This is a genomic window from Streptomyces sp. NPDC007088 (assembly GCF_042869355.1).
Classification (GTDB): domain Bacteria; phylum Actinomycetota; class Actinomycetes; order Streptomycetales; family Streptomycetaceae; genus Streptomyces.
Genome location: NZ_JBIAFO010000001.1, coordinates 495,934 through 516,198, shown reverse-complemented (window position 1 = coordinate 516,198; position 20,265 = coordinate 495,934). Strand labels below are relative to the sequence as shown.

14 protein-coding genes are annotated in these 20,265 nt (G+C 74.9%); 8 read left to right on the top strand and 6 right to left on the bottom strand.

Going from position 1 to position 20,265, the window contains the following annotated elements; all coding sequences use genetic code 11:
• Window positions 1-138: 138 nt before the first annotated feature.
• Both ACFYMP_RS02280 and ACFYMP_RS02275 read right to left on the bottom strand, forming a co-directional pair.
• A complete protein-coding gene (locus ACFYMP_RS02280) occupies window positions 139-1,089 on the bottom strand; it encodes a hypothetical protein (protein ID WP_388849070.1) in 951 nt (316 codons plus the stop codon).
• A 211-nt stretch (window positions 1,090-1,300) separates the two neighbouring features.
• Window positions 1,301-2,266, bottom strand: coding sequence for an N-acetylmuramoyl-L-alanine amidase (locus ACFYMP_RS02275; protein ID WP_388849067.1), 966 nt, complete (start codon window positions 2,264-2,266; stop codon window positions 1,301-1,303).
• A gap of 734 nt (window positions 2,267-3,000) precedes the next feature.
• Between ACFYMP_RS02275 and ACFYMP_RS02270 the strand changes: the two genes are divergently transcribed.
• Together ACFYMP_RS02270 and ACFYMP_RS02265 are read left to right on the top strand one after the other, a co-directional pair.
• Entirely contained in the window at window positions 3,001-4,650 is a 1,650-nt protein-coding gene (locus ACFYMP_RS02270; protein WP_388849064.1) for a TlrC/CarA/OleB/SrmB family ABC-F type ribosomal protection protein, read from the top strand.
• A gap of 694 nt (window positions 4,651-5,344) precedes the next feature.
• Window positions 5,345-7,447 (top strand): HelD family protein, encoded by a 2,103-nt coding sequence (locus tag ACFYMP_RS02265; RefSeq protein WP_388849061.1) that lies wholly within the window; start codon window positions 5,345-5,347, stop codon window positions 7,445-7,447.
• 419 nt (window positions 7,448-7,866) lie between these two features.
• On the opposite strand, the gene ACFYMP_RS02260 is transcribed toward ACFYMP_RS02265, so the two are convergent.
• The gene (locus ACFYMP_RS02260; RefSeq protein WP_388849058.1) at window positions 7,867-8,559 is read right to left on the bottom strand and encodes a class I SAM-dependent methyltransferase; all 693 of its coding nucleotides are present in this window, start codon (window positions 8,557-8,559) and stop codon (window positions 7,867-7,869) included.
• A 130-nt stretch (window positions 8,560-8,689) separates the two neighbouring features.
• Window positions 8,690-10,504 carry an MFS transporter gene (locus ACFYMP_RS02255; protein WP_388849055.1) on the bottom strand — a complete coding sequence of 605 codons (1,815 nt, stop codon included), beginning with the start codon at window positions 10,502-10,504 and terminating at the stop codon, window positions 8,690-8,692.
• Between the two features lie 595 nt (window positions 10,505-11,099).
• Here ACFYMP_RS02255 and ACFYMP_RS02250 point away from each other — a divergent pair.
• Window positions 11,100-12,578, top strand: a complete 1,479-nt coding sequence (locus tag ACFYMP_RS02250) for an MFS transporter (protein WP_388849052.1) — start codon at window positions 11,100-11,102, stop codon at window positions 12,576-12,578.
• Window positions 12,579-12,990: 412 nt separating this feature from the next.
• Window positions 12,991-13,980, top strand: a complete 990-nt coding sequence (locus tag ACFYMP_RS02245) for a MaoC/PaaZ C-terminal domain-containing protein (protein WP_388849049.1) — start codon at window positions 12,991-12,993, stop codon at window positions 13,978-13,980.
• A gap of 85 nt (window positions 13,981-14,065) precedes the next feature.
• Here ACFYMP_RS02245 and ACFYMP_RS02240 read toward each other — a convergent pair whose 3' ends face one another.
• A complete protein-coding gene (locus tag ACFYMP_RS02240; RefSeq protein WP_388849045.1) occupies window positions 14,066-14,263 on the bottom strand; it encodes a hypothetical protein in 198 nt (65 codons plus the stop codon).
• A 67-nt stretch (window positions 14,264-14,330) separates the two neighbouring features.
• Complete coding sequence (locus tag ACFYMP_RS02235) at window positions 14,331-16,499, bottom strand: hypothetical protein (protein WP_388849042.1); 2,169 nt, start codon at window positions 16,497-16,499, stop codon at window positions 14,331-14,333.
• 207 nt (window positions 16,500-16,706) lie between these two features.
• Here ACFYMP_RS02235 and ACFYMP_RS02230 point away from each other — a divergent pair, with 207 nt between their 5' ends.
• From ACFYMP_RS02230 to ACFYMP_RS02215, 4 genes are all read left to right on the top strand, one after another.
• Window positions 16,707-17,768: an ABC transporter substrate-binding protein gene (locus tag ACFYMP_RS02230; RefSeq protein ID WP_388849039.1), complete on the top strand. Its 1,062-nt coding sequence runs from the start codon at window positions 16,707-16,709 to the stop codon at window positions 17,766-17,768.
• Between the two features lie 153 nt (window positions 17,769-17,921).
• Window positions 17,922-18,761 (top strand): Nif3-like dinuclear metal center hexameric protein, encoded by an 840-nt coding sequence (locus tag ACFYMP_RS02225; RefSeq protein WP_388849036.1) that lies wholly within the window; start codon window positions 17,922-17,924, stop codon window positions 18,759-18,761.
• Window positions 18,758-19,501: a zinc ribbon domain-containing protein gene (locus ACFYMP_RS02220; protein ID WP_388849563.1), complete on the top strand. Its 744-nt coding sequence runs from the start codon at window positions 18,758-18,760 to the stop codon at window positions 19,499-19,501. The genes ACFYMP_RS02225 and ACFYMP_RS02220 overlap by 4 nt, the downstream gene beginning before the upstream one ends.
• Complete coding sequence (locus ACFYMP_RS02215) at window positions 19,498-20,214, top strand: histidine phosphatase family protein (RefSeq protein ID WP_388849033.1); 717 nt, start codon at window positions 19,498-19,500, stop codon at window positions 20,212-20,214. The genes ACFYMP_RS02220 and ACFYMP_RS02215 overlap by 4 nt, the downstream gene beginning before the upstream one ends.
• Window positions 20,215-20,265 lie beyond the last annotated feature (51 nt).

Below are 20,265 nucleotides of genomic sequence, written 5' to 3'. Positions count from 1 at the left end.
GCCTGCCCCGGCCCCGCGTCGGGCGGTTGGGGGGGCGCCAACCCCCCGGGGGGGGGCCCGCCGGGGGCGGGGGGGCGGGGGGGGCCCGCCCCCCCCCCCCCGGCCCACCCCCGCGTGTGTCACCGGAAGTCAGCCGGCTCAGCCGCGCTGGATGCCGCTCACGTCGTTCAGGACACCGCGCCGGCCGTCCTGGGTCTGGGCGACGAGACCGCTGCCGTGCTGGTCGACCGCCAGGTACCAAGTACCGGGGGCCAGTTCGGCGATCGGGGCGGGCGAGCCGTCCTCGCCGTAGAGCGGACGGGGGGCCGGGACCGCGAACCAGAAGGGGGCGAACCCGGCCGCCGGGGCCGGGGCGTCCCGCTGTCCGGGCGCGGGCGTCGGGGCGGCCGTCGCCCCGGCCGGCTGCTGATCGCCGGGCTGCTGACCGCTCTGCTGCCCCAGCGGCTGCCGGCCGCCGGGCTGCTGCCCGTACGGGGCGGGTCCGCCCTGGCCGAAGGGCTGCTGCCCTCCGGGGCCGGACGCGGGGTCGTGCTGGGCGGGGTAGCCGTAACCACCGGGCTGCGGCTGGCCCGGATAGCCGTAACCGCCCTGCGGCTGCCCGCCGTACGGCTGCGGCGCCGCCGGGCGCGGCGTACCGAGCAGCGGGGCCTTGAGGGCGGGGACGAGCGGGGTCGCGACGGCGGCCGCCGCGAGCAGCAGGGAGGCGATCAGGCCCAGGATCAGGCCCGCGCCCGCGTCGACGTCCGGCAGGCCGGCCAGGTCGTTGAAGGCGCCCATCGGGTCGAAGAGCGTCCACAGCGCGGTCCACGCGCTGAAGATCGTGAGGGCGACGCCGAACTGGCGCAGCTCGATCCCCGCCACCCGGCGCGGCTGCGACTGCGGCAGCGCGCGCGTGAGGACGACGAGGACGGCACCGGCGATCCCCGCCACGTACACACCCATCAGCAGTCCGAGGTTGTCCCAGGCGGTGGGCACGTCACTGCAGTTGGGACCGTCGCAGCCATAGGTGTCGAGGAACGAAGCGATGAACAGCAACACCGCTGCTCCGATCACCACGCCGTCGCCTCTTGTCGATGAGCGGATATTCACTTCAGGTCCTTCGTTGGCATGTCGTCGGTGAGGGGGCGGGGAGGCTCACCGCCGGCTGCGGTCCGAAAGCGGCGTCCGGTACGGGAGGTCCCCCGATCTCACCGAGGACCCTACCGTGGGGTACCCGCGCCCGTCCGCCCGGTGCGCGGGCCCGTACCCCCGGTGGACGACACCGGGCACCGCGACGCCCGCCTTCGCCCGGCCCGCTTCCTCAGGACTTCTCCAGGAACGCGGCGATGCCGCCCGCGATGCCGGAGGCGGCCTTCTGCCGCCACGCGGCGCTCGTCACCAGGGCCGCGTCCTCCGGGTCCCGCATGTTCCCGCACTCGATGAACACCTTCGGCACCCGCGACAGGTTGAGCCCGCCCAGGTCCTCGCGCACGTCGAGCCCCGTGCCGCCGCCGATGTAGTTGGAGGGCGCGCTGCCGGTCTCCCTGACGAAGGACCCGGCCACGCGTTCGCCCAGTTCCTTCGAGGGGCCGGTGATCTCGCGGGTGTCGGCCTTCCCCGCGCGCACCGGGGCCGGGAGGATCACGTGGAAACCGCGCTGCCCCACGCCCGCCCCGTCGGCGTGCACCGACACGACGGCGTCCGCCTTCGCCGCGTTCCCGATCCGCGCGCGCTCGTCCACGCACGGGCCCCACGGCCGGTCCCCGTCCTGGGTCAGCGTGACCCGCGCGCCCTGCTCCTCCAGCAGCGCGCGGGCCCGGCGTGCCACGTCGAGGGTGAAACTCCCCTCGGCGTACCCGGCGTCGGTCGAGGTGCCCGTCGTATCGCACTCCTTGCGGCCGTTGCCCACGTCCACCTGTCGGCCGATCTCGGTGGCGTGCAGCCGGTTGCCGTTGTTGTGGCCGGGGTCGAGGACCACGACCTTCCCGCTGAGCGGACCGGAGAGCGCGGGCCGCGCGGCCGGGGCGGAGGCACCCGCCCCGCTGCCGGCCGGCGAGGGCGCGCCCTTCCCGTCGGTCCCGGGGGAGGGGCGGGCGCTGGAGCTGCCGGAGGGGGCGGGATCGGTGGCCCCCTCGTCCTCGCCGCCGGGGCCGACCACCCCGTAGACGATCCATCCGGCGAGCGCGGCGGGCACCACGACGGCCGCCACCGTCGCCAGGCGCCGGACCGTGGAGGAACGCTGCCGGGGTGGGGGGTCCTGGGGGAAGCCCGGATAGTCGTACGACACGACCGCGATGCTAGTGCCTCGGGCGGTGTTCGCCCCGTCGCGGCGCCCCCGGTACGCACGCGCGCCGCACCGCCCGAAAACCCGGGCGCGTCCAGTACGGGAGCTTCCGGCCCGGCACCTCTCCCGGCTCCCGGCCGAGGGGCCCCCAGAGAGCACGTACCGGACGCTGCTCCCTGCCGGTCGACCGTCGCCCGCCCCGAGGACACCGCCGCGCACGTGGCGTCGCCGGTTTCCGGCCGCCCGGCCGCCCGGCCGGACGGGCCGGTGGACGTCGTCCTCACGTTGACCTCTTGTGCGGGGCGCCCAGAAGCCACCGGGGCCCTTGGTCAGGAGCCGGGTGACGAGCCGCTCCAGCGCGACGGGCGCGAGCGGTGGGACCCGCCGTCCCGGTGAAGAGGCCGGCTTTCCCCCGCCGTCCGCGCCGGTGCGGCACGCGTACTCGTGGTCGCCGGTCCGCCGCGGGGACGCACCCGCCTCCGTCGCGCCTTTCCGCCACCTCGTCGGGAAAATGGTGTGCAGCCCCTCGGATTCTCCAAGTACGGTGCTGCGCATGGGTTCTCTGTGACACTCCCCGCGCGGCCGCGTTGAGCCCGGCTCCGCCGTCGCGCGCTCTCCTCCGTGCTTCCGCTCCTCCTGTGCTGCCGTCTGCCCGGCGTGCCACGGAGTGTTTCCGGCGGGCGCGGACGTCGTCCATTCACCCGCGCCGATCGGCCCGGCCGAGAACAGGGGACTCGATGCTCACCGCACAGCTATCTCTTCAGAACGTCACCCGCCGCTACGACGATCACGTCGTGCTGGACGACGTGTCCTTCAGCGTCAAGCCGGGTGAGCGGGCCGGTGTGATCGGCGACAACGGAGCCGGAAAGTCCACCCTCCTGCGACTGATCGCCGGGCAGGACCGGCCCGACGACGGTGAACTCACCGTGATCGCACCGGGCGGCACGGGCTTTCTTGCCCAGTCGTCGGCCCTGCCGCCCGAGGCCACCGTTCAGGCCGCAGTGGATGAGGCCCTCGCCGACCTGCGTGCACTCGAAGCGGGGATGCGCCAGGCCGAAGCCGGACTCACGGGCCTGGCGGGGGCGCAGCTCACCGCCGCGCTGGCTGCCTACGCCGGTCTGGTCGCCCAGTACGAGGCGCGCGCCGGCTACGAGGCCGATGCCCGGGTGGACATCGCCCTGCGCGGGCTCGGCCTGCCGGGTCTGGCCCGGGACCGGACCCTGGGCACGCTGTCGGGCGGTGAGCGAGCACGGCTGGCGCTGGCCGCGACCTTGGCGTCCCAGCCGGAGCTGTTACTGCTGGACGAGCCGACCAATGACCTGGACGACCAGGCGGTGGGCTGGCTGGAGGCACACCTGCGGGCGCATCGCGGCACGGTGCTCGCGGTCACCCACGACCGCGTGTTCCTGGAACGGGTCACCACCACGATCCTGGAGGTGGGCGAGGGCAAGGTGACGCGTCACGGCGACGGTTACCACGGCTACCTCGCCGCCAAGGCCGCTGAGCGACGGCGCCGTACGCAGGAGTACGCGGACTGGTGCGCGGAGCTGGCCCGCCATCAGGAGCTGGCCGCGACGAACGTGGCACGGCTGGAGGCGATCCCGCGCAAGGCGCCGCTTTCCGTGTTCGGCCACGGCGGCTTCCGTGCCCGCGGCCGTGGTCACGGGGCGATGGTCCGTATCCGCAACGCGAAGGAGCGTGTCGGGAGGCTGACGGGCGATCCTGTCGCGCCGCCGCCCGAACCGCTGGTGTTCGCCGCCCGGATGGCCACCGCCGACGGTCGGACGTCGCAGGCCGCGGCGGAACTCACCGGAATCCGCGTCGAGGGCCGGCTGCATGTGCCGTCGCTGCGGATCGGCGGCGCGGAACGGCTGTTGGTCACCGGGCCCAACGGGGCGGGCAAGACAACGCTCATGCGGGTGCTGGCGGGTGAACTGCGGCCCGATGAGGGGGCGGTGCGCACGCGGGGCCGGGTCGGGCACTTGAGACAGGAGGAGACACCCTGGCCGCCCGGCCTGACCGTCCCCCAGGCGTTCGCTCACGGCCGCGGGGGCGAACTGGACGAGCACACTGAGCAGCTGCTGTCCCTCGGCCTGTTCGGCCCGGCCGACCTGCACCTGAAAGTAGGCGAACTGTCCTACGGACAGAGGCGCCGGATCGAACTGGCCCGCCTCGTCAGCGAGCCCGTCGACCTGTTGCTGCTGGACGAGCCCACCAACCACCTCTCCCCGGTCCTGGTCGAAGAACTGGAAGGAGCCCTGGCCTGTTACCGAGGCGCGGTCGTCGTCGTCACCCACGACCGCCGGATGCGAACCCGCTTCACCGGCAGGCACGTGGAACTGAACGCCGGCCACGTCGCACAGTTCCAGGAGACCGCGGCGGGCTGAAGCCCACAGGCCACCGGCGGCATCGGGGCATCGGGGTATCGGGGCGACCGGCCCCTGGTCGCGCGCGGTGCACGACACCTCGGCGCCCACGGCAGCGGCACCGACGCCCCGCCGGCCGCTGCCCCCACGCGGCGCGCGTCCTGGGCGACGGCACGCCCGACACCCTCACCACCGCGCCGAGCAGCCGTCGGGGCCCGGCGGCACGCATCGGCTGTCCGGCAGCGATGCGGTCGTCCGTGGAACGAAAGCGACGGCGGCGAGGCCGCGGGCACCGTAGCGCCGAGCGGCTTCGGCGACGTCGCCCCGCCCCCGGGGGGCACCATCCCGGACCGGCGAGGTGATCGAGGCAGATCACTTCTCCGCTATCAAGGATCAGGCGGCAGAGACCGCCGCGCGCCTTCGGCTCTGGCTCGATTCGCTCAAGGACCGTACCGTCCAGCATTTCGATGTAAAAGGAGCAGTCGAATGCGTGAGACGTGAATGCGTGAGACGTGAATGCGGGAGACGTAAACACGTGACACGTGAATGTGGTCAGCCGTCAGGGAGTCAGCCATCGGGGCATGGCCCCAACAGGCAAGTCAAGACTTACCTTTGGGGAGCTGTGCTCGTATGGTGTGGGTCGAGTCGAAGGAGCTTCTTGTTGTCGAAAAGAAATGATTCCGCTGTGCGTGCGGTTGCGTCGGAGCAGGATTATGTGTCCTCGTTGTACGCGTTGCTCACCGAGCGGATTTCCGAGGCGCGAGCACAGAGGGCGAGTGTGCTGAGGGCCCCGGCCGGCGGCGCCGGTGAGACATACGAGAGGGAAATCGCCGCCGAACGTCTGGCCAAGGAGATCGGCCGGCTGGAGGGCGCCGAAAAAGGGCTGGTCTTCGGACGCGTCGACTGGACGGACGGCACCACCCTGCGCATCGGGCGGATCGGACTGCACACGGAGGAGGACGACCTGCCGCTGCTCGTGGACTGGCGCGCGAAGGCGGCGCGGCCCTTCTACGAGGCGACACCGGTCCACCCCATGGGCCTGCGGCGCCGCAGGCATCTGCGCGTCGAGGACCGCACCGTCGTCTCGGTGAGCGACGAACTGCTGGACGGGACCGCCCCGGCCCACGAGGACGTCGTGGGGGACGGCCCGCTGACCGAGGCCCTGACGGCCGGGCGCACGGGCAAGATGCACGCCGCCGTCGCGACGCTGCAGGCCGAGCAGGACGAGATCGTCCGCTCCCCCCACCGAGGGGTGACCGTGGTGCAGGGCGGGCCCGGCACCGGTAAGACGGTCGTCGCCCTGCACCGGGCGGCCTACGTCCTGTACGCCTTTCCGCGCGCCGCGGAGGAGGGAGTCCTGGTAGTGGGGCCGAACGCCCGGTTCCTCGACTACATCTCCCAGGTCCTCCCCTCACTCGGAGAGAACGACGTGGTCCTGGCGACCTGCCAGGAACTAGCCGGAGTGTCCTCGGAGGCGTTGGACCCCCTCGACACGGCACGTCTCAAGGGCGGTTCCGGCCTCGCCGACGCCCTGGCGGGCCTGCTGCGCACCCACCAGGCCCCGGCCGGCGACTTCACCGTGCGGGTCGGTCGGGAAGCGGTCCACCTGTCCGGGACCGAAGTGGCCGCGGCACGCGTCGCCGCCGTGGCGGCCGTACCGGGGCACAACCCCGCGCGCCAGGTCTTCAAGGAGCTCCTGGCCGATGCCGTCGCCGATGCGATGCGGCGGGACATGGGCGACGTCCTGGAGCGGATCGACGCCGACACCGAGAAGATGACGGGCCTGAACCTCGACCGGTTCACGGGAGCCGCCCAGCGCCGTGCCGAAGGCGCGGCCGACCCGGAACCGGCCCACGCACTGGACCTGGACGCCGTCCGGGCCGACCTCCTCGACGACACCGGCGTCGACCGGGCGGTCGAGGCGCTGTGGCCGCGGCTCCTGCCGGGCGGCCTCGTTAAAGAGCTGCTGACGAACGCCGGCGCTCTCGCCGAGCACCTGCCCGGCATGACCGAGCAGGAGCGGTCCCTGCTGTTGCGCGGTCCGGACGACCCGTGGACCGCGGCCGACGTCCCGCTGCTGGACGAGGCGGCGAGCCTGGTCGAGGGTCCGCCCGAGCGGACGTACGGGCACGTCGTCGTCGACGAGGCGCAGGAACTGACCGCCATGCAGTGGCGGATGATCGTCCGCCGCTGCCCCGCACGAGCGATGACACTGGTGGGAGACTTCGCCCAGGCAGGCCCGCTCACGACAGCACGCGACTGGACGCAGGCGCTGAGTCCCCACGTCGGACCGCGGTTCACCCTGCACAACCTGACCGTCAGCTACCGCACCACCCAGGAGATCCTGGAGAGCGTCCAGGACCTGCTCAAGCGGATCGCTCCGGATCAGAAACCCACACGGTCACTGCGAAGCGGCGAGAGCCCGCGCTCCGTGGCCACGTCTGAGGACGGGGCGGTCACCGCCGTCGTCCGGGAACTCCGCGCGCAGAGCACCGCGCACCCGGACGAGCTTCTGGCGGTGATCTGCGCGGACACCAGGGTGGGCGAGCTGACGGCCCGGGGCGTCGGGCACCACGCACGCGTCGTGCCGGCGTCCGAAGCGCGCGGCCTGGAGTTCGACGGGGTCGTCGTCATGAACCCCGAGGAGATCGTCACGGCCCGCCCCGGTGGGGAGAGGGACCTGTACGTGGCCCTGACCCGGGCCACCAAACGCCTCTGCTCCGTCACCGCTCAGCCCGCCCAGCGGCTCCACGCCCGCGTCGCCACCGAGGGCGCCTCCGGCGGTCACAGCAGCCGGTCGACGAGCCCGTCGGTCTAGTCCGGAGTGGGTTCTACGCCGGACAGGGCGCGGATGTTGGTCGGGGCGAGGCCGACGTCCGGCACGTCGAGCGCGGCGGGGGACTCTTGCCGCGTTCGACGGCGCGGTCGAGCACGGGCCGCGTTCGCCGGACGAGTGTGCCGCGCGGGCCGGCACGTGCCTGCTTGCCCGGCCGGCCTCGCTGACCGGCGCTGGTGAGGGCGCTGTGGGGCGGGCCCGACGCTCCCGCACCACATGTTCGCCGGGCGACAGCCACCACGGTTCCGGCTCCGGGCCACGACGAGGCACCGGCCCATCCGCGGCAGCGGCCGCACACCGGAAAAGGACGGCCCCCGGGCGCAGGACAGCGTGCCCGCCCCGGACACGCCCGGCCTCCCGCGCGGACGTCACGCCCCGGGACGGCCGGCCCCGGCCGCTGGTCAGGCCGCCGGGGCCGCCGCGCGGCGGCGCAGGACGCGCAGCGAGTCGACCGTGCGCACCTCGTCGAACTCCCCGGACTCCACCGCCCGCCGCCAGATCCGGTACGGGGCCTGGCCGCCGTCCGCCGGATCGGGGAAGACGTCGTGGATCACGAGCAGCCCGCCCCCGGCGAGCTTCGGGGACCAGCCCTCGTAGTCGGCGCTCGCGTGCGCGTCGGTGTGGCCGCCGTCGACGAAGACCAGCCCGAGCGGCTGCCCCCACAGGGCCGCGACTCGCGGGGAGCGGCCGACGACCGCCACGACGTGCTCCTCCAGACCCGCGCGGTACAGCGTGCGGCGGAACCGCGGCAGCGTGTCCATCACGCCCAGTTCCTCGTCCACCGTCCGCGGGTCGTGGTACTCCCAGCCGGGCTGCTGCTCCTCGCTGCCCCGGTGGTGGTCCACCGTCACCACGCTCACCCCGGCGGCCCGCGCCGCGTCCGCGAGCAGCAGCGTGGAGCGCCCGCAGTACGTACCGATCTCCAGCAGCGGCAGCCCGAGCGCCCCCGCCTCGACGGCCGCCGCGTACAGCGCGAGCCCCTCGTGGCGCGGCATGAACCCCTGCGCGGCCTCGAAGGCGGCGAGCACCTCGGGAGAGGGCTGGGGCGAGGGCTCGGGGGAGGGGGACGACTGGGGCTCGGGCATCTCGGGCATGCGGTCTCTCTTCTCCACGCCACGCCGCGCGGGGCGGCGTGCCGGTGTGCACGGTGATCGGTACGCCGCATCGTGTCCTACGGCGCCCGGTGTCCGCGCGCCGGGGCCCAACCCGCGCACCCGCCCCGCCTCAGCCGCTGCCGACCGGCTCCGCCCGGTCGCGCCGGTCCCGCAGCGGCGCCAGGACGAGCGGTACGACGCAGGTCGCGCCACCCCCCTCGTACGACACGGCGGCGGCGCGCGGGGTGTGGCCGCCGGCCCGGCAGGCCACGACGTACGGACCCGGGACGAAGGCCGGCAGGGCGTAGCGGCCCTCCGCGTCGGTCGTGGTGAGCCCCGCCTGCCGGCCGCGCCGGTCGATGAGCGTCACCGTCGCGCGCGCCATCGGGGTGCCCCGCGCGCTGCGCACCCGGCCGCGGAAGCCGCTGAAACCGTCCGGGATCAGCGCCTCGTCCGCCCGCGCCGCCGACGCCGTGACCAGCGTCAGCCGGGCCGCCTTCGCCGCGCCGGGCAGGAACGCGGCGAGGACCATCCCGCCGAGCACCGCGCACGCCGCGATCACGAAGGAGGTGCGGACAGCGCCGAGCGAGGGCACCGTCGTACCCCCCGAGACCACCGTCATGTGGGCGAGCACCATGCCGATCACGGCGCTGGAGACCGAGGTGCCGATGGACCGCATGAGGCTGTTGAGGCCGTTCGCCGCGCCCGTGTCCTCGGGGGGCACGGCCGCGATGATGAGGGCGGGCAGCGAGGAGTAGGCGAGACCGATGCCCCCGCCGACCAGGACCGAGATCAGCACGGTCTGCCACGGGGTGTCCAGCAGCCCGAGTCCCGCGCCGTACCCGACCGCGATGACGCCGAGGCCCAGCAGGAGCGAGACCTTCGGCCCGCGTTTCGCGGCGATCCGGGCGTACAGCGGGGCCGTCAGCATCATCGTCAGCCCCAGCGGCGCCACGCACAGCCCCGCCACGACCATGGAGCGGCCGAGCCCGTAACCGGTCGACTCGGGCAACTGGAGAAGCTGCGGCAGTACGAGGGAGATCGCGTAGAAGGCGACCCCGACCATGACCGAGGCCAGGTTCGTCAGCAGCACCTCCCGGCGCGCCGAGGTCCGCAGGTCCACCAGCGGGGCGCTCAGGCGCAGTTCCGACCAGCCCCAGCCCAGCAGGATCAGGACGGCGGCGGCGAACAGCCCGAGCGTGCGGCCCGAACCCCAGCCCCACTCGCCGCCCTTGGTGACCGGAAGCAGCAGACACACCAGGCCCAGCGTCAGCCCGAGCGCGCCCGGCAGGTCGAACCGTCCCTCGGCGCGCAGCGCGGGCTCCGGTACGCACAGCAGCGTCAGCACGATCGAGAGCAGGCCGAGACCGGCGGCGCACAGGAACAGGGCGTGCCAGTCGGCGTGCTGGGCGACGAGCGCCGCGCCCGGCAGCGCGAGACCACCGCCGACCCCGATCGAGGAACTCATGAGCGCCATCGCCGAACCGAGCCGTTCGCGGGGCAGCTCGTCGCGCATGATCCCGATGCCGAGCGGGATCGCGCCCATCGCGAAGCCCTGGAGGGCCCGGCCCACGATCATCACGGCCAGCGAGCCGGTGAACGCGCACACGAGGGAGCCGCACACCATCACGGCGAGGCTCAGCAGCAGCATCCGCCGCTTCCCGTACAGGTCGCCGAGCCGCCCCATCACGGGGGTGGCGACCGCGCCCGCGAGCAGCGTCGAGGTCATGACCCAGGTGGCGTCGGCCGGGGCCGCGCCGAGGAGCGCGGGCAGGTCCTTGATGACGGGCACGAGCAGGGTCTGCATGACGGCCACCGCGATACCGGCGAAGGCGAGGGCCGCGACGGTGGCACCGGGGCGGGGACGCGGCCGTGCGGCGGCCCGTCCGGATATCCGGGGCGGGTCCTGGCGGGACGCGTCGGGCGAGGGCGAGGGCTGCGACATCTGAGGGGGCCTCCCGGGGGTGAACGGCCACGGCGGGCCGCCCCCGGCCGGTCGCGCCGGAGGGCGGCGATAGATGCGGAGTGAAAGCGGTTCGGTACGGAGCGTAGGGCCCCGTGGCGGGGAAGGCGGGGGGCGATCTTGGTCGCACGGAAGCGGGAGGGGCGTTCAGCGAGGCCGGCCGTGCGCCCCCTGAGGCCGGTTGTCGCCCCTCGGTGGCGGCTTGTCGTCGCCTGAGACCGGTCGTGCGGCGCGCGAGGGGCGCACGGACGGGGTGGACGAGGCGGGACGGCTCACGACGGACGGACGACGGCACGCGCGGTGCGTGGCGCGGAGGGGGCGGAGGGCGCGGGTGGGGCGGACGGCACCCGGTGGGCGTGGTGCCGGGGGGCCTGTCGCGGGCGCGGGGCCGCGCTCCCGGCCCGCCGTCCCGGCGCCGCGTCCCCGGAGCCCCGCGCGAGTCCCGCCTCAAGGGGCGGGGCGTCAGCCGTCGGGGCGTCAGCGGCCCGGGCACCACCGTCGAGGCCGTCGACGGCCTCGGCGGCCGCCGCATCAATGGCCGTGCGCTCGCCCCCCGCTCCCTGCGAGCATGGCGCCCATGCGTACCCCAGTCGAGCAGCGTCGAGGCCCGTCCGCCGTGGTGCACCGTCTGCGCCGTGCCACCCCCGCGTGGGCGGTGGTGCTCGCCGCGTGCGCGGGGCAGTTCCTCGTCGTGCTCGACGTGTCGGTCGTCAACGTCGCCCTGCCGTCGATGCGCGCGGGTCTGGGGCTGAGCGTCACCGGGCTCCAGTGGGTCGTCAACGCCTACTCGATCGCCTTCGCCGGTTTCATGCTGCTCGGCGGCCGGGCCGGGGACCTCTTCGGGCACAAGCGCATGTTCCTGGCGGGCCTCGGCCTGTTCACGCTCGCCTCGCTGGCCGGCGGACTCGCCCAGGCCGAGTGGCAGTTGCTGGCCGGCCGCGCCGTGCAGGGCCTGGGCGCCGCCGTGCTCGCCCCCTCCACGCTGACGCTGCTGCTGGCCGCCGTCCCCGAGGGGCCCGCGCGCGGCCGGACCGTCGCCACGTGGGCGGCCGTGGGCGCCGGTGGCGGGGCGGCGGGCGGACTCGTCGGCGGCGTGCTGACCGACGCGCTCTCCTGGCGCTGGGTCCTGCTCATCAACGTGCCCGTCGGGGTGCTCGTGCTGACCGCCGCCGCCCTGTGCCTGCGGGAGAGCGGACCGAGGGACCCGCGCCGCCTCGACCTGACGGGCGCCGTCCTGGTCACGGGCGGTCTCGCCGTCCTCGCGTACGGCATCGTGCAGACCGAGGCGGCCGGCTGGACCTCCACCCGGACCCTGGTGCCCCTGCTGGGCGGGCTCGCCCTGCTGCTCCTGTTCGTGCTCGTCGAGAACCGCGCGAAGGTGCCGCTCGTGCCGCTCGCCCTGTTCCGGCCGCGTTCCGTGTGGTCGGCGAACACCGGGATGTTCGTCTCGGGCGGCGCCATGGCCAGCATGTGGTTCCTGATGACGCTGTACGTCCAGAACGTCCTCGGCTACACCCCGCTGGAGGCCGGGGTCGCGCTCATCCCCAGTTCGCTCGCCGTCGTCCTCGGCTCGAAGGCCGCCCCGTGGGTCATGCGCCGCCTCGGCCTGCGCACCACCGTCGTCCTCGGACTCGTCCTCGCGGCCGGCGGGTTCCTGTGGCAGTCCACGATGTCCGCGCGGGGGGACTACGTCCACGACGTCCTCGGGCCCGGCATCCTCATGATGCTCGGCGCGGGACTCACCACCACCCCGCTCGCGACGCTCGCCACGACGGGGGCCGCACCCGAGGACGCCGGACTCGTGTCCGGGCTCGTCAACACCTCCCGCACGATGGGCGCCGCCCTCGGGCTCGCCGTCCTCTCCACCGTCGCCGCCGCCCGCACCGCCAACGGCACGGACCCGCAGGCGCTCAACTCCGGCTACGCGCTGGCCTTCCGGGTCAGCGGCTGCGTCCTCGTCGGCGCCGTCCTGCTCCTGCTGCTGACCCTGCCGAGGCCGCCGCGCCCGGCGCCCGTGGCCGAGGCCGCCGTCGCGTCACCGGCGCCGGGGGACTGAAACACCTTCCGGGCCGCCCCGCTGCGCCCGCGTCACAGCCAGCCGCGCCGGGGCGCCTTTCGTACGGCCTCCGTCCGGTTGCGGGTGCCGGTCTCGCCGCTTCCCGAGGACAGGTTGCGCACCGTCGACTCCGGCAGCCGCGGCCGCAGGGCCGTGCCCGCGACCGCCGCGCTGCCGGTGGCCGCTTTGAGCGCCTGCGTCTCGCGCGGGTCAGCGGACCGGGGCCCGCGCTCAGCGCCGCCGCCGGGCCCCGCCTCGTGTCGTCGTCATGCCCCGACCCCAAGGACCGGGCCCGCTCCGCCAGTGGAGGCGCTTGTACGGTCTGCGGCAGGACAGATGTCACGGGTGCCCCCTGGCGGCACACCGGCCGCCCCGGCGCCCCGTGACGGTGCACGCCGAGGAGCCGCCCGCCATGCCTTCCCCCGTCGACCCCGGCCGCGTCCTCGCCGCCGCGCCCCGCGAGCGCACCGCCCACTGGGAGCACAAGGACGTCCTGCTCTACCACCTCGGACTCGGCGCCGGGCCCGGCCAGCCGCACTGGACCCTGGAGGACCGGCTGCGGGTCCTGCCCTCCTTCGCGACCGTCGCCGGCGGGGCCGACGTCCTCGGCGCGCTCGACGTCCCCGGCCTCGACCTCGACCTCGCCCGCGTCCTGCACGGTTCCCAGGCCGTCGAGATCCACCGGCCGCTGCCCCCCGCCGGGACGGCCCGCACCCGCACCCGGATCACCGAGGTCCACGACAAGGGCTCGGCCGCCGTGTTCGGCGTGGTCACCGAGGCCGCCGACGCCACCGGACCGCTGTGGACGGCCCGCTCCCGGCTCTTCGCCCGCTCAGCCGGCGGCTTCGGCGGCGAACGCGGCCCCGCCCACCTCCCCGCCCCGCCCCCGCCGCGCGCGCCCGAGGCCGTGCGGACCCTCCCCGTACGGGAGGACGCGGCGCTCCTGTACCGGCTCTGCGGCGACTGGAACCCGCTGCACTCCGACCCCGCGTACGCCGCCCGCGCCGGGTTCGGCCGCCCCGTCCTCCAGGGCCTGTGCACCTACGGCATGACCCTGCGCTCCCTCGTCGACACCCTGCTCGCGGGCCGGCCCGAACGCGTACGGCGCTACGCGGCGCGCTTCACCGGCGTCGTGTACCCGGGGGACCACCTGAGCGTGCGGATGTGGCGGGACGCGGGGGCCGGCGCCCTCACGGAGACGGGCACGGGGGCGCGGGCGGAAGGGGGAGCGGGGCCGGACAGCGGTGCGGCCGCCGGGCGGATCGTCGCCGAGGTGTGGGCCGCCCCGGGGCCCGGCCCCTGCCCGGAGGGCGCTCCCGGACCGGACGGCTCCGGGACCGGCGGTGGAACGGCGCGCCCCGTCCTGGGGGAGGTGGTGCTGGAGTACGGGGCGCAGGACTGACCTACGGCAGGGGCCCCGCGACACGTGCGTCGCGGGGCCCCTGCCGTGCGGAACCGGGCCCGTGGAGCGGCCCGGACGGCGCCCCTCAGGCGGCCGCCTGCTCCCGCGTGGCACCCTGCTCGCGCCCCGCCGCCTCCACCGGTTTGCGGTGGCGGCCGTGCGACTGGCGTGCCGCGCCCTCTCCCTGCTGGGAGGAGGCGGGACCCCGATGACGGCCCGGTCCCCCGGTCCCGTCCGCCGTGGTCAACGGCTCTGTGGCGTGCTCGACGCCGGCTTCGGTCATAGGAACGTCACCCCGTAGTACTCGTTCACATGCACAACAGCCCCGGGATTTTCTCACGCCCCGTCAGTCACCTGCTCAGGGGGGCCTCCTGTGCGGGGACGGGCCCGCCGCCCTCCGGCCCGGCCGGGCCGGAGGGCGGCGCGGTGGTCCAGGTGATGCCGGAGGGGTGCTCCCGAGCGGGGTGGCCGCCCGTGGTGGACCGGGAGTCCTGCGGGGCCGGCTCGACCCGGACCGCCCGGCCCGTCGTGATCAGTCCGGTCCTCATGGCCGCCCCCGCGAACCGGACCCCGGACGCCAGCGTGGACGGGCCCGCGACCCCGGCGAAACCGGAGACCGCCGTCACCGACAGGGCGAAGGACGTGGGCTGCTCGGGCAGTTGCACCTCGGGGTCCGGGGGCGGGGGCGGCGCCCGGTGTCCCTGTTGTCGCCGCGTCGGCAGGGGCGCGGGTGACGGTGGCGCGGCCTGCGGGGGAGCGGCCTGCGGTGGCGCGGCCTGCGGGGGAGCGGTCGACGGCAGCGGGGGCCGAGGGGGCTGTGGCGCCGGGCGCACCCCGGCGGGCGGACCCGCCGGTGCCTCCCGTGCCGCCCGCGCGGTGGCGTCGGCCACGGGGTCCGCGGCGAAGTCCGCCGCCTCCGCCCGCGCGAGGGGGGCCGGTGGACCCACCTGCGGCAAGGGACGCGTGGCCGAGTCCGGCATGTCGCCGGTGCGTTCGTGGGTGTGCGGACGGGGGACGGGTGGAGCGGGAACCACCGGAGGGGACGAGGCCGAGGCCGAGGCCGAGGCCGGGGACGGGGACGGGGCCGGGAGCGGTCCCGGCCGCGTGGACCCGGCCGGCGCCTCCACGGCCCCCTCCCGCTCGCCCGGTCGCTCCTGCCGCCGGTCGTGGAGCCCACCTGCGGAGGAGCCGGAGGGGCCGGAGAAGCCGGAGAAGCCGGAGGAGCCGGACGAGGCGGGGGGCCCTCCGGCGTCGTGCCGCCCCGGTACGCGGTGCTCCGGCGCCGGGTGCCCCGGCTCCGAGTGCCCCGGCGTCCGCGCGGCGGTGCTCTCCTCGCGGGCGGCGTCCTCGTCGGCCGCCGCGCCCAGCGCCACCTCGCCGGTCTCCGAGCCGGAGGGCCAGGTGACCCGGGCGAGGCCGCAGGAGCCGTCCTCCGTGACCTGCGGCAGCCGCAGCACTCCCTCCCTGGTCCACAGCCCCGAGCCGGTCAGCCAGCCACGCGGCGCGGGCAGTTCGTGCAGTTTGCGGCCCGCCGGGCGCCAGACGCCGATCCAGCTCCCGCCGGTGACCCCGTCGACGCGGAAGGCCACCGCGCTGTGCTCGGGCAGCAGGTCCTGACCCGGCTGGATGGCGAAGGGGGTGAGCGCCCGGTCCCCGGCCGCGAGGCACTCGGGGAACCTGACCGGGAGCGAACTGCCCAGCACGCCCCAGGCCAGCCGGTCCTGACCCGGCGCGTCCGAGCGGATCAGCAGGAGTCCGCTGTCGATGTCGGCGAGCAGAAGCCGGTCGTTGCTCGCCGGGGCGATCTGGAGGAGCGGCGACACCTCCCCGCCGCGCTCCAGGTCCACGGCCACCGCCTTGACCACGCCGTCCTCCCCGGCCCGGTCCACCGCCAGCATGCGGCCCGCCCGGTCCAGCCACACCCCGCCCGTGCAGTGACCGGGGATCTCCGCGATGTGCTCGGGACCGAAGGCGCCCCCCGCCACGAGCCACACCGAGGTCGAGCGGAGCCCCGGCGCGAGCGCGTAGGCGCGCTGCGCGACCGCGGCCGGGGGAGGCGGCAGCAGGGACAGCGATCCCGGCGTGCCGTCCGCCCGCAGGCACTCGACGGCCCCGAGCGGCAGTTCGCCGGTCTCGGGGCCGGTGGGGTAGAGCAGCGAGAAGAAGTGCGTCGCGTCCGAGGAACGGTGGATCAGCACCCGTCCGTCCGGCATCGGCAGGACCTGCGACCAGGGTTCCTCGGGGCGGGCCGTGGGCAGCACGACGGCGTACGGCTCGGGGCCGCCGAGTGTCCACCGCTCCGCGTACCGGGACACGCCGCGGCCCTCGCCGGACCCGTGCGCCGCCCCGGCCCCGTCCGCCGCGCCCGGGAGGGCCCCCGGTCCGGGCGGCCCGCCGGTCCGGTCCTGAGCGGCTGCCTCGTGCCGGGCGTGCGGGGACGCCACCAGCCGGGCCGCGTACGAACCGTCCGCAGCGATCACGAACCCCGTGCCCCGTCGTGCGGTCTCACTGACCGTCATCGCTCTGTCACCTCCGGCGACGAAGCTAATTACCGCGAGCCCTTCCGGAGGTACGGCACCCGCGACTTCACACCAACGGGTGGCGATGTCCGAATTCGGCTGAGGGGAGAGGGGTGGGTGTGCTGCGCAGTGATCGCATGCGTAAAGTAAGGCAAACCTAAGTCGTCGCTCGGTGGCGGCTGTGCGAGTTCCCTGGAGTTCTTTTCCATGTCCCTACGCCGTCGCGGCACCGCCGCCGTCTCCCTCGCGGTGGCCGCCGCGCTGTCCCTCGCCGCCTGTTCCAGCGATGACGGGGACGGTGGTTCCGCCTCGTCCTCCGCCGGGTCGGGCGGCGGCGCGAAGGCGGACGGCAGCGGCTCGAAGTCGGTCGCGACCGGTGGCGACGAGTTCGCCTCGGCCGCCGCGAAGACCGCGAAGATGGGGACCACCGCGAAGAGCGGCGAGTTCCCCCGTACCGTCGAGCACGCGATGGGCGAGACCACGCTGAAGTCCGCGCCCAAGCGGGTCGTGGTGCTCGACGTCGGCGAGTTCGACAACGTCGTCTCGCTCGGTGTGAAGCCGGTCGGCTACGCGCAGACCGACGGGGCCGCGATCCCGTCGTACCTCAAGAAGGACGCGGGCAGCCCCAAGAGCGTCGGGCAGCTCAACAGCCTGAACCTGGAGGCCATCGCCAACCTCCACCCGGACCTCATCCTGGGCAGTCAGCTGCGCGCCGCCAAGCTCTACCCGCAGCTCTCCAGGATCGCGCCCACCGTGTTCTCCATCCGTCCGGGCTTCACCTGGAAGGAGAACTACCTGCTCAACGCCTCGGCGCTGGACAAGACCGCCGAGGCGAAGGCCAGGCTCGCCGCGTACGACGAGCACGCGGCGAAGGTCGGCCGGGCGATCGGCTCCGACAAGCCGACCGTCACGATGCTGCGCTACATGCCCGACCGCGTACGCCTCTACGGCCAGGCGTCGTTCATCGGAACGATCCTCAAGGACGTCGGGGTGCCCCGCCCGAAGAACCAGCGGATCAACGAACTGGCCACCGAGATCAGCCCCGAGAAGATCGACTCCGCCGACGCCGACTGGATCTTCACCGGCGTGTACGGCGACGCGAGCAAGACCGACCGGGCCAAGGCCGAGGACAACCCGCTCTGGAAGAAGCTGCCCGCCGTCAAGGACGGGCAGGCGAAGAACGTCCCGGACGAGACTTGGTACCTCGGGCTCGGCGTGACCGCCGCCAACCTCGTCCTCGACGACCTCCAGGGCTACCTGGCGAAGTAGCGGCGGGCGGGGCCGTACCCCGGCCGGCCCCGCATGGACCGTGTTCCCCCGGGCCGGCCGGGGTTCGCGCCCCGCCCGTCGCCCTGCGTCCGCGTCTCCTCACTCCCCGTGCGCGACTGCGTCGGCGGGTCCGCTTGCAGGTAGCCTTTCCCCGTGCCACGTCTGTCTGAAGTCATCGCCGCGCTCGACGCCCTCTGGCCGCCGGACCGCGCCGAGTCCTGGGACGCCGTCGGTACGGTGTGCGGGGACCCGGACGCCGAGGTGGACCGGGTGCTGTTCGCCGTCGACCCGGTACGGGCCGTAGCCGAGGAGGCCGTACGGCTCGGGGCCGGACTGCTCGTCACCCACCACCCGCTGTACCTGCGCGGGACGACGACCGTCGCGGCCGGGACCTTCAAGGGCCGCGTCGTCCACGACCTCATCAAGCACGACGTCGCGCTGCACGTCGCGCACACCAACGCCGACACCGCCGACCCCGGCGTCAGCGACGCGCTCGCCGGGGCGCTCGGCCTGCGCGTGCTGCGCCCCCTCGTACCCGACCCGGGCGACCCCGAGGGCAGGCGCGGACTCGGCAGGGTCTGCGAGCCGCCGCGGCCCATGACCCTCGGACAGTTCGCGGAGCTGGCCGCTCGCGGGCTCCCCGCCACCGCGCAGGGCGTCCGGCTGGCCGGCGACCCCGGCGCGCCCGTCCGTACCGTCGCCGTCAGCGGCGGCTCGGGCGACAGCCTCTTCGACGCGGTGCGGGCGAGCGGCGTGGACGCCTTCCTCACCGCCGACCTGCGCCACCACCCGGCCTCGGAAGCCACCCAGCACAGTCCTCTCGGGCTGCTCGACGCCGCGCACTGGGCCACCGAGTGGCCCTGGTGCGAGCAGGCCGCCGCCCAGCTCGACGAGATCTCCGACCGCCACGGCTGGGAGCTGCGCGTGCACGTCTCGAAGACGGTCACCGATCCCTGGTCCACCCACTTCGATTCCACAGGAGCCCCCAACTGAACGCCGCGCCCGCCGACCAGATCCGCCTTCTCGACGTCCAGGCCCTGGACACCCGTCTCGCCCAGCTCGGCCACCGCGCCGAGTCGCTGCCCGAGCACGCCGAGATCGCCGCCCTCACCAAGGACGCCACCCAGCTGCGCGACCTGCTGGTCGCCGCCCGCACCGAGGAGGGCGACACCGCCCGCGAGCAGACCAAGGCCGAGCAGGACGTGGATCAGGTGCGCAAGCGCGCCACCCGCGACCAGCAGCGCCTGGACTCCGGCACCGTCACCTCCCCGCGCGACCTGGAGAACATCCAGCGCGAGATCGTGTCCCTCGCCAAGCGCCAGGGCGACCTGGAGGACGTCGTCCTCGAAGTGATGGAGCGCCGCGAGGCCGCCCAGGAGCGGGTCGCCGAACTCACCGAACGGGTCGCCTCCGTCGAGGCCAGGATCCAGGACGCCACCGCGCGCCGCGACGCCGTCGTCCAGGAGATCGACGCCGAGGCCGCGACCGTCGGCAAGGAGCGCGAGGTCGTCTCCGGCTCGGTCCCCGCCGACTTGCTGGCGCTCTACGAGAAGCTGCGCACCCAGAGCGGCGGCGTCGGAGCCGCCCGCCTCTACCAGCGTCGCTGCGAGGGCTGCCGGCTGGAGCTGAACATCACCGAGGTCAACGAGGTCAAGGCCGCGAGGCCGGACGAGGTCGTGCGCTGCGAGAACTGCCGCCGCATCCTCGTCCGCACCTCCGAGTCGGGGCTGTGAGCGGGGGAGACCCCCGCACCGTCGGCGGGCGCCCGGCGCCCGCCGACCTGGGCAGCCCCACCACCTTCGTCCTGCTGCGGCACGGCGAGACCGCGCTCACCCCCGAGCGCCGCTTCTCGGGCGGCCGCCCCGGCACCTCCGGGCCCGCCCTCTCCCCGGCGGGCCGGGAACAGGCCGGCCGCACCGCCGCGGCGCTCGCCCGCCTCAAGGGCACGGACCGCGCGATCGAGGCCGTGATCAGCTCTCCGCTGACCCGCTGCCTCCAGACCGCGCGGGCGGCGGCGGACCTGCTCCACCTGCCCGTGCAGGTGGAAGAGGGCCTGCGCGAGACCGACTTCGGCCAGTGGGAGGGGCTCACCTTCGCGGAGGCCGGGGACAGCGACCCGGAAGCCTTCCGCGCCTGGCTCGCCGACCCCGGCACCCCGCCGCCCGGCGGCGAGAGCTTCCGCGCCGTCGCCGCCCGCGTCGAGGAGACCCGCGAGCGGCTGCGCGCCCGGTACCCGGGCCGCACACTGCTCCTCGTGACCCACGTGACCCCGGTCAAGACGCTCGTACGGCTCGCGCTCGGCGCCCCGCCCCAGTCCCTGCACCGCATGGAACTGGCCCCCGCCTCACTGACCCGGCTCGCCTACTGGGCCGACGGCAACGCGAGCCTGCGCGGCTTCAACGACACGCACCACCTGGAACCGGACGCCGCCCCGCCGCCGGTGTGAGCGAGCGCGCGAGCGACGACCGGCCGGGGGGGGGGGCTCGGCCAGTCACCG

Bases quoted from the DNA above. Each gene is read 5' to 3' on its own strand.
- ACFYMP_RS02260 (WP_388849058.1), bottom strand. From the start codon at position 8,559: ATGCCCGAGATGCCCGAGCCCCAGTCGTCCCCCTCCCCCGAGCCCTCG.
- ACFYMP_RS02270 (WP_388849064.1), top strand. From the start codon at position 3,001: ATGCTCACCGCACAGCTATCTCTTCAGAACGTCACCCGCCGCTACGAC.
- ACFYMP_RS02245 (WP_388849049.1), top strand. From the start codon at position 12,991: ATGCCTTCCCCCGTCGACCCCGGCCGCGTCCTCGCCGCCGCGCCCCGC.
- ACFYMP_RS02235 (WP_388849042.1), bottom strand. From the start codon at position 16,499: ATGACGGTCAGTGAGACCGCACGACGGGGCACGGGGTTCGTGATCGCT.
- ACFYMP_RS02230 (WP_388849039.1), top strand. From the start codon at position 16,707: ATGTCCCTACGCCGTCGCGGCACCGCCGCCGTCTCCCTCGCGGTGGCC.
- ACFYMP_RS02255 (WP_388849055.1), bottom strand. From the start codon at position 10,504: ATGTCGCAGCCCTCGCCCTCGCCCGACGCGTCCCGCCAGGACCCGCCC.
- ACFYMP_RS02240 (WP_388849045.1), bottom strand. From the start codon at position 14,263: ATGACCGAAGCCGGCGTCGAGCACGCCACAGAGCCGTTGACCACGGCG.
- ACFYMP_RS02250 (WP_388849052.1), top strand. From the start codon at position 11,100: ATGCGTACCCCAGTCGAGCAGCGTCGAGGCCCGTCCGCCGTGGTGCAC.